Below are 8,640 nucleotides of genomic sequence, written 5' to 3' on the forward strand. Positions count from 1 at the left end.
CTTAGGAGAGCAGGATGAAATTCAGTGAACAATGGCTGCGTGGCTGGGTAAGCCCGCAGGTAAGTCGTGACGAGCTGGTTGCTCGTCTGTCGATGGCTGGTCTTGAGGTCGATAGCGTTACGCCGGCCGCTGGCGAATTCACCGGTGTGGTGGTGGGCGAAGTGCTGAGCACCGAACAGCACCCGGACGCTGACAAGTTGCGTGTTTGCCAGGTCAGCAATGGCTCGGAGACCTTCCAGGTCGTTTGCGGTGCGCCTAACGTGCGTCCGGGCCTGAAGATCCCGTTCGCCATGCTCGGTGCCGAACTGCCAGGCGATTTCAAGATCAAGAAAGCCAAACTGCGTGGCGTTGAGTCCAACGGCATGCTGTGCTCCCAGGCCGAGCTGCAAGTCGGCGAAGGCAACGATGGCCTGATGGAATTGCCGGCCGATGCGCCGGTCGGTCAGGACATTCGTGAATACCTGAGCCTGGACGACGCCAGCATCGAGGTCGACCTGACCCCGAACCGCGGCGACTGCCTGTCCCTGGCCGGTCTGGCCCGTGAAGTCGGCGCGTTGTACGCTGCTGAAGTCACCCGTCCGGTGGTTGCTGTCGTGCCAGCTGTGCACGACGAAGTGCGTTCGATCGAAGTGCTGGCGCCAGCCGCTTGCCCGCGTTACCTGGGTCGTGTGATCCGTAACGTTGACCTGTCCAGGCCAACGCCGCTGTGGATGGTCGAGCGTCTGCGTCGTGGTGACGTGCGCAGCATCGATGCTGCCGTCGACATCACCAACTACGTGATGCTGGAACTGGGTCAGCCACTGCATGCCTTCGATCTCGCCGAAATCAATGGTGGCATCCGCGTGCGCATGGCTGAAGAAGGCGAGAAGCTGGTGCTGCTCGACGGTCAGGAAGTCAGCCTGCGTAGCGATACGCTGGTGATTGCCGACCACACCCGCGCCTTGGCAATCGCCGGCGTGATGGGTGGCGAGCACAGCGGCGTCAACACCGCGACCACTCGCGATGTGTTCCTGGAAAGCGCGTTTTTCGATCAGATTGCTGTCGCTGGCAAGGCCCGTTCCTATGGCCTGCACACCGACGCCTCGCACCGCTATGAGCGTGGCGTGGACTGGCAGTTGGCCCGTGAAGCCATGGAGCGCGCCACCGGCCTGCTGCTGGAAATCACTGGCGGCGAAGCTGGCCCGATCATCGAAACCGTCAGCGAGCAGCACCTGCCGTCGATTGCGCCAGTTACTCTGCGTGCGCAACGCATCACTCAGATGCTGGGTATGGAAATGGATTCGGCCGAAGTCGAGCGACTGCTCAGCGGTTTGGGTCTGAAGATTTCTGCCGATGGGGCAGGGCAGTGGCGCGTAGAAGTGCCAAGCCATCGCTTCGACATTAGCCTGGAAGTCGATCTGATCGAAGAACTGGCTCGTCTGTACGGTTACAACCGTCTGCCGGTTCGCTACCCGCAAGCTCGTCTGGCGCCACAGGCCAAGGCTGAGGCGCGGAGCGATCTGCCTGAGTTGCGTCGTCTGCTGGTCGCCCGTGGTTATCAGGAAGCGATCACCTACAGCTTCATCGATCCGAAACAGTTTGAGCTGTTTAATCCAGGTGTCGAGCCGTTGCTGCTGGCCAACCCGATTTCGAATGACATGGCGGCCATGCGCTCGTCCTTGTGGCCTGGACTGGTCAAAGCGCTTCAGCACAACCTCAACCGTCAACAGGATCGCGTCCGTCTGTTCGAAAGCGGCCTGCGTTTTGTCGGTCAGCTGGAAGGCCTGAAGCAAGAGCCGATGCTGGCGGGTGTTGTTTGCGGTAGCCGTCTGCCGGAAGGCTGGGCGCAAGGTCGCGATGTCGTGGACTTCTTCGACGTCAAAGCCGACGTGGAAGCGGTGCTGGGCTTCGCCGGTGCACTGGATTCATTCACTTTCGTACCGGGCAAACACCCTGCGTTGCACCCGGGTCAAACCGCGCGTATCGAACGTGAAGGTCGCTTGGTCGGTTTCGTCGGCGCTATCCACCCTGAATTGTCGAAAACCCTCGGTCTCGACCGTCCGGTCTTCGTTTTCGAGCTGGTTCTGGCCGAAGTGGCGTTGGGCAAAATGCCTGAATTCCAGGAGTTATCGCGCTTTCCTGAAGTGCGTCGTGACCTGGCCCTGATTGCGGCCACGGACGTTGCGGCCAGTGCTGTAATGGACGTAATCCGTGAAAATGCAGGCGAATGGCTGACAGACCTCAGGCTATTTGACGTGTATCAGGGTAAAGGCATTGATCCTGATAGAAAAAGCCTTGCAGTCGGCTTGACCTGGCAGCATCCATCGCGCACTCTTAATGACGATGAGGTGAATACCACGACGCAAAACATCCTCACCTCGCTCGAACAAAGGTTGAACGCCACGTTAAGGAAGTGACGTATGGGGGCTCTGACGAAAGCTGAGATGGCGGAACGTCTGTATGAAGAGCTGGGCCTGAATAAACGGGAAGCCAAGGAATTGGTCGAACTGTTTTTTGAGGAAATCAGGCACGCTCTTGAAGACAACGAACAAGTCAAATTGTCCGGTTTCGGCAATTTCGACCTTCGGGACAAACGCCAGCGGCCTGGCCGCAATCCGAAAACGGGTGAAGAAATCCCGATCACGGCTCGCCGTGTGGTCACCTTTCGTCCAGGGCAGAAGTTGAAGGCCCGAGTTGAGGCTTATGCTGGAACCAAGTCATAACGACGAACTACCCGTCATCCCAGGCAAACGCTACTTCACCATTGGTGAAGTCAGCGAGCTGTGTGCGGTAAAACCACACGTGCTGCGTTACTGGGAGCAGGAGTTTCCTCAACTCAACCCCGTCAAACGCCGCGGAAACCGCCGGTATTATCAGCGACAAGACGTGCTGATGATCCGGCAGATTCGCGCGCTTCTTTACGATCAGGGGTTCACCATCGGCGGCGCACGCTTGCGTTTGTCCGGCGATGAAGCCAAAGACGACACCACTCAATACAAGCAAATGATTCGGCAGATGATCGCTGAATTGGAAGATGTACTGGTTGTGCTCAAGAAATAATTTCCTGCTTTTAAATACTTCCAGTTTTCAAAAGCTTGCGATATATTCTTGAGCGTTCTTCGAGAAGAGGAACGGGTTTCACGCCTAGTCGGGGCGTAGCGCAGTCCGGTAGCGCACTAGCATGGGGTGCTAGGGGTCGAGTGTTCGAATCACTCCGTCCCGACCATTATTCCTGAGTAAAATCAGACACTTAAGCCGATTATCTAGATCGGCTTTTTTGTGCCTGCGCAAAACCCGCGCAAAACTACCCGGTAATTTCGCTAATATTCAGGTCCGGAATTGCCTCTGACCAAACGATTTCTTCGTGGTCTCGCTGATAGTTTTTGGTCATGCCCTCGCTCGCATGACCTGCGATTTTCTGCCGTCAATGCTTAGGTTAACGAGTTGAAGGCGGGCCGGATTGTACGGACCAAGCCGGAGTAGATGACACCACGGGATTTGCATATGGAAATAAGCATGAACATTTTATGGATTACGGCGCCTCTGCTCGCAGCCCTCTTCGCCGCTGGTTGCACCAGCGTGCCGAAGGAAAAGACCGAATACGAGAAGCAGATCGATGCGGTACCGATGCCCACGACCGAGGCTGATCGTCTGGTGCAATGCAAGAACCTCAGCAACATGTATCTTTTCGAAGTGCTGGGCGCTAGCGGTACGACCGGTGTTCCGTCGTTATTCCCGTCTCGGGATCGTTTGAGGCCTATGGCAATATACCAGCGTATGGTTGCGATGAGCTGCACCAGGGCGGAAAGACAGCAGTGGCAGGCGTTTTAGGCTCAACGGATCAGATCAAATATGTGTTCTGGTGGCCGATATTCTTGAACTAGAAACTGAAGTCAAGTGCTGCCCCGCAGAAGGGTTACTCAATGCTGAAGAAACAACCGGAAAGCAAAGCAGCGACTGCTGCGGAAATTGAGCTCTCCATCCAGGCCCTGAACAAAATGGCAGAACGCCTTTGGGGGGATGGCCGGGAAGCTGAGGCGAAAGCCCTCCTCGATGCCTTAGATGCATTAAACAGGGCACTCGATCGGATCAGGATTGGAGAGAGCCGCAGGGTTCTTCATTGAAACCTACACATCCCAGCTGAAGGCAGGGTGTATAAGCACCGAGGTAAATGGCTGATGGGGCTGCTCGAATTTTTATCCGACCTTCTCGGTGGTCTCGCTAATCTGCAGCCTTACGAAAAACCTCGCAGGGTTTTCACGCGGGGATTTTTCGCATCCTGTGTGATGGTGGCTGTGCTTGAGCTGATGGCGCTGAACCATTTCTACAGTACTCACTAGGAAGGCATGGGCGTATGTCCGTTTCCCCCTAAAACTTACCAAACAGGTGCAAAAGCTGACAGTCGCATCCCACGCAGAGGTTCAAGTCGAGACATCAAAATATCGGGACTCTGTTGAGAACAAAGACATCTTCAAGCGACATCTGCTTTGGGTGGAATAACTGTCACTAAATGAGCCCGGCCCAGAGCCGGGCTCGTTCATTCTTGCCGCTCGTCAGACGCCCAACACGCGCCCTCTCTCCCTTGGGCGGGAGTTACAGCCTAGTTGATGCAGGCGCCGTCGAGCTCTCTGCCGCTTCTGGATCAACTGTTTTCGATATCCGTGCCGGGATCATTGCCGATCAAGCAGCTCTAAGGGCACTGCAGCAGTATGTGCGTGAGGTGTGCTTACGGTAGATGCACTTTCATTGCGCCAAGACAAAAAGGCTTGCTTGAAGGGCTTCTGAGGGGAGATATCATTTTGAAGGCCCGTTTCCACCCATTCTTCTTTTTTCGGTAGTCGTAGTGTGCCAAACACCAGATCTAATATCGGAAAGAACGCCGCATAGTTTGAGTTGTGATATTGAGCTTCTTTTCCGTGATGCAGTCTGTGCCATTGTGGACCTGAGATTATTCGGGTGAGGGGGCCCAATGAGAAACGGACATTCGCATGATTGAAGTAGCCCCAACCACTGAACAATATCAATGAGCCTAGATAGGGAACCATGTTCCCCCCGCAAATTATTGCGGCAGGTATGTGCGCAAGAAAAAAGCCGATTAATGCACCTCCTATGCTCTGGCGTAGAGAGGTTGAGGCATTCATGTGCGCATCGCTGTGATGCACTCTATGGAATGCCCACAGGGCAACATATTTGTGCTCAAGTCGATGGGTCCAGTATTGGAAAAAATCCCAGATGAATGCATAGATGAGAGTGGCAAGGATGCCACCTGCTATGCCTTTTGATTGCCAGTCCGGCACGATGCGCTCAAGCAGCGAGATGCTCGGTAAGAGTTGCGCGCATCGATTCAATAGCGGGGTGGCAAAAGCTAAGCCGATCAACAAGAAAATGAAGACTTTGACGTTGTGCCACCTACCGCCTACGCCGGGGTCGGCTACTGCTGGCCTCCACCACTCAAATAACCAAACGCCACCCGTCATCATGACTGCAATCATCACTTCCTTAGCATTGCCTTGAAACACCTGGATGATGTACTGCAATAAATCGTTCATCGCCGCCCTATTATTTGTGGGCGAGTCTACAGAGACCCCGCTTGGCAGGTCCAATGCGATCGATGGTTGTCGGGCCAGAACTTGCATGGGGTGCTAGGGGGCGAGTGTTCGAATTACTTCGTTCCGACCAAATTTTTCAATGACTTAGCCCAATCTGAAAAGGTTGGGCTTTTTCATGTCTGGAAAATACTCCCACATTTACTCCCTCGGATTTCTTGGATCTAAATGTGAGTTCACGAGCGGCGATTCGTGAAGGCTCCTGCCGCGGGTTCGACCCAAGGTGATGAGCCGAATTGCTGCAGCTATGCTCGGCGGTATGGTCACGGCCCCCTTGCTTTCCCTGTTTGTCATTCCGGCGGCCTATCGTCTGATGCTGTGAGCCGCTCGGAGTTGGTTGAAATTGAGTCGCCTGGACAAACAGTCGGCAATGAACATCACTTTCAGGTCCATAGGTTTCAGCTCCGTTTTTTTGGCTCGCCTTGTTTCACCATGGCGTGCCATTCCTGGACGCTTGATCGCTCGTTCATTCTGGCATGCCATGCATGCAATGCTTCACATTCATCAGGTATCGGCAGATTCACCAGCGAGGCGAAAATCATGCCGCCCAGTACCGCAATGTCGGCCATCGAAAATGTATTGCCCGCCACAAAAGGCTGATTTTTCAGGACGCTGTTGAAATAGTGCATCCCTCTTACGGCCTTGTCCCGCATCCGCTCACCCCATTCAGGGTTCTGAGAAAGCTCGACGTCCGGCCCAAGCCCCGGCGTTGCGTGATGGAAGTACGCGCTGACAGCATCCAGAAACTCAATTTCCGCACGCTTGGTCATCATATGAATGATGCCTTTCTCAGTGGGCGTTTTACCGGTGAGCACAGGGCTGTCATCCAGAACATCCAGGTACTGAGTGATAGCAGTGCACTCCGCGATGAGCGTGCCATCGGCCAGCTCCAGGACGGGAAGTGTTCCGGAGTAGTTGATGGCTAGAAACGCAGGTTTCTTGTGCTCGCCTGTCCATAGATTGACCGATACAAACTCGATCCGGGACAACAGGCCTTTCTCTGCTAGCGCGATACGGACTCGCGCCGGGTAGGGCCCGTTGTACCAGTCGTAAATTTTCATCATTGGGAATTTCGACGTGTCGGCGTGTTGCTGCTGAAAAGTCATGATCTATTTACCTACCTATCAAGTGGTAGGTGAAGATTGGGCGCTTGTTTCTGTGCTGTCAACAACTACCTACCAATTGGCAGGTGATGAAGTATGCGAGTAACATCGCGCCAGATGACCACACCAATCAAAAATTCGAGGAATGAAAACGTGAGCGAAAATGCCCGGGAAGCGATATTGGAAGCCGCCAAATGGGCCGCTCAAACCCACGGCTACAGTGGGATCAATTTCCGAAGCATTGCTGATGCGGTGGGGATCAAGAACGCAAGCATCTACTATCATTTCTCGAGCAAGGCCGACCTTGGCGCCGCAGTAGCAAGACGATACCGGGAGGACACTGTCAGTGTTCTTGAAGCCCTGCGCGGTGAAAACCCCGATCCGATTCGCTGCCTGCAGGCGTACCCGAGCATCTTTCGAACATCCCTGGAAAACGGGAACAGGTTGTGTTTGTTCAGCTTCATGGCTGCGGAATATCAGGACCTGCCCGAGGAGGTGAAGAGTGAAGTGCTGGCGTTTGCAGACATCAATGTGGCGTGGCTGACGAAATTACTCTCTGATGGCGGCCTGGGAAGCATTGAAGTGTGCGAGCGACGTGCCCGCGCCATTTATACCGCCGTTGCTGGCGCTCAAATGATTGCCCGAACGCGCTTCGATATCGGTTTATTCGACGAACTTGTTCAGAGCTATCAAGAGGCGGGACTCCTTTCGACATAGCTGGCTTGACGCGTCATGGTGGGCCGTTTCCAGTCTGACCGAAGCAGTGAAAGCAGTACGTCACGAAAGCCTGCTTACGATCGACAGTCAGAATCGGCGATCACCACGTCTCGCGGATGCAGCATTAGCTCGCAGAACACCGCGCCACGCCCTTCCGACGGTTGGACTTTTCCTCGAGTTGGATGGCGAAATCCATGGCCTCACGGTAGTTGAAACGGTAGGCCCAGGTCTTGCCAGTGTATCGCTCGATGACCTGGAAGATGCCGAGCTGCAGGGTCACCACCTGGAAGCGAACACCGCGGCGCGACTTCTGTCGATTAGTGCGTCGGAAGAATTCGATGCGTGTTGCATTGGAGTGGACGAGCAAGGCGCCGAGCTCATCAATGCGCTGCAAAAAGGATGGATGCATGTCTGATCCTCGAAGTGGGGGCATGTATTCGTAAGCATCCGTGCCGCTTGTTGCTCGCCTATGGGTGCAGAGGTAGTGCTGACGGATAACGGTAGTCGTAAAAAAGCAATATCGACACCTGACTCTTCTTTGTGCGACGCACGGACTTCTTAGCGAACCCGAGGTTTTTCTCTCACAACACTTGCCGGGCCTGGGGCAAGCTATCGAGAAATGCGGCAATCTGCCGGGTACCGCGCAAGTGCACTGTAGAAATTTGCGGGCCTATGGCCAGGCGCACCGCCTCGATACCTGGATAGCCACGATCGAAATTCCACACGAAGTTCAGAAAGGTCAGGAACGCCCGGTCGAGCTTCTCTGTACAGCCTGCTACAAGGTCCGGGCGAGGGTGGATTTGCCGTTATCGGCTTTGCCCAGAATTACAATCCTTTGCATAAAGACTCCCTGTTGCGAAAAAAGCTGGCAATCGTGCAGGTTCTGGAGGATTCGTTTTGCTTTTCTAAATAGAGGGCGAATGGGCTGTTCGTCGGCGTTCTGCAAGTGTTTGATAGAAAAGCGTAATTAGGGATTGACGGCAGATGCTGGAAGTCTATAATTCGCCCCACTTCCGGCGCAGTCGAAACGGAAAACTCCTTGTAAAACAATGAGTTATGCAGGTTTCGACAGCGAGCGGCTTCAGTTCGTCGAAGCCCAGAAGGAGTTGAAAGAGCAGGGTGGTTTGGCTCTTTTAACGATTCGATCTTCTCGGTCGAAAGCGGAGCAAAAGAGGTGTTGACAGCAGCGAGTAACGCTGTAGAATTCGCCTCCCGCTAACGAGAGATCGAAAGCG

9 protein-coding genes, 1 tRNA gene and 2 pseudogenes are annotated in these 8,640 nt (G+C 54.5%); 7 read left to right on the forward strand and 5 right to left on the reverse strand.

All coding sequences use genetic code 11. The features are described from left to right. Nucleotides 1-14: 14 nt before the first annotated feature. From pheT to QF010_RS33310, 4 genes are all read left to right on the forward strand, one after another. Nucleotides 15-2,396 carry a phenylalanine--tRNA ligase subunit beta gene (gene pheT / locus QF010_RS33295; protein ID WP_429534783.1) on the forward strand — a complete coding sequence of 794 codons (2,382 nt, stop codon included), beginning with the start codon at nucleotides 15-17 and terminating at the stop codon, nucleotides 2,394-2,396. 3 nt (nucleotides 2,397-2,399) lie between these two features. Further along, nucleotides 2,400-2,702 (forward strand): integration host factor subunit alpha, encoded by a 303-nt coding sequence (gene ihfA / locus QF010_RS33300; RefSeq protein WP_002553164.1) that lies wholly within the window; start codon nucleotides 2,400-2,402, stop codon nucleotides 2,700-2,702. Beyond that, a complete protein-coding gene (locus tag QF010_RS33305; RefSeq protein ID WP_003179985.1) occupies nucleotides 2,683-3,039 on the forward strand; it encodes a MerR family transcriptional regulator in 357 nt (118 codons plus the stop codon). The genes ihfA and QF010_RS33305 overlap by 20 nt, the downstream gene beginning before the upstream one ends. Before the next feature lie 89 nt (nucleotides 3,040-3,128). Beyond that, nucleotides 3,129-3,205, forward strand: a tRNA-Pro gene (locus QF010_RS33310). Between the two features lie 78 nt (nucleotides 3,206-3,283). On the opposite strand, the pseudogene QF010_RS33315 reads toward QF010_RS33310, so the two are convergent. Next, a pseudogene (locus tag QF010_RS33315) lies at nucleotides 3,284-3,400 on the reverse strand (integrase); the annotation flags it as partial. Nucleotides 3,401-3,495: 95 nt separating this feature from the next. On the opposite strand from QF010_RS33315, the gene QF010_RS33320 reads away from it, so the two are divergent. After that, entirely contained in the window at nucleotides 3,496-3,810 is a 315-nt protein-coding gene (locus tag QF010_RS33320; protein ID WP_429534784.1) for a hypothetical protein, read from the forward strand. A gap of 92 nt (nucleotides 3,811-3,902) precedes the next feature. Then, nucleotides 3,903-4,103 (forward strand): hypothetical protein, encoded by a 201-nt coding sequence (locus tag QF010_RS33325; protein WP_429534785.1) that lies wholly within the window; start codon nucleotides 3,903-3,905, stop codon nucleotides 4,101-4,103. Nucleotides 4,104-4,649: 546 nt separating this feature from the next. Here the strand turns inward: QF010_RS33325 and QF010_RS33330 are convergent. Both QF010_RS33330 and QF010_RS33335 read right to left on the reverse strand, forming a co-directional pair. After that, nucleotides 4,650-5,528, reverse strand: a complete 879-nt coding sequence (locus QF010_RS33330; protein WP_429534786.1) for a sterol desaturase family protein — start codon at nucleotides 5,526-5,528, stop codon at nucleotides 4,650-4,652. A 455-nt stretch (nucleotides 5,529-5,983) separates the two neighbouring features. Continuing rightward, entirely contained in the window at nucleotides 5,984-6,691 is a 708-nt protein-coding gene (locus tag QF010_RS33335; protein WP_429534787.1) for a glutathione S-transferase, read from the reverse strand. A 150-nt stretch (nucleotides 6,692-6,841) separates the two neighbouring features. Between QF010_RS33335 and QF010_RS33340 the strand changes: the two genes are divergently transcribed. Continuing rightward, nucleotides 6,842-7,405, forward strand: coding sequence for a TetR/AcrR family transcriptional regulator (locus QF010_RS33340; RefSeq protein WP_033061933.1), 564 nt, complete (start codon nucleotides 6,842-6,844; stop codon nucleotides 7,403-7,405). 124 nt (nucleotides 7,406-7,529) lie between these two features. On the opposite strand, the gene QF010_RS33345 is transcribed toward QF010_RS33340, so the two are convergent. Both QF010_RS33345 and QF010_RS33350 read right to left on the reverse strand, forming a co-directional pair. Further along, a complete protein-coding gene (locus QF010_RS33345; RefSeq protein WP_033061721.1) occupies nucleotides 7,530-7,814 on the reverse strand; it encodes a hypothetical protein in 285 nt (94 codons plus the stop codon). A gap of 172 nt (nucleotides 7,815-7,986) precedes the next feature. After that, nucleotides 7,987-8,199: pseudogene (locus QF010_RS33350) on the reverse strand (P-loop NTPase family protein); the annotation flags it as partial. Nucleotides 8,200-8,640 lie beyond the last annotated feature (441 nt).

Origin of the sequence: Pseudomonas silensiensis (assembly GCF_050434865.1) — a bacterium.
In the GTDB taxonomy this organism is placed as follows: domain Bacteria; phylum Pseudomonadota; class Gammaproteobacteria; order Pseudomonadales; family Pseudomonadaceae; genus Aquipseudomonas; species Aquipseudomonas fluorescens_W.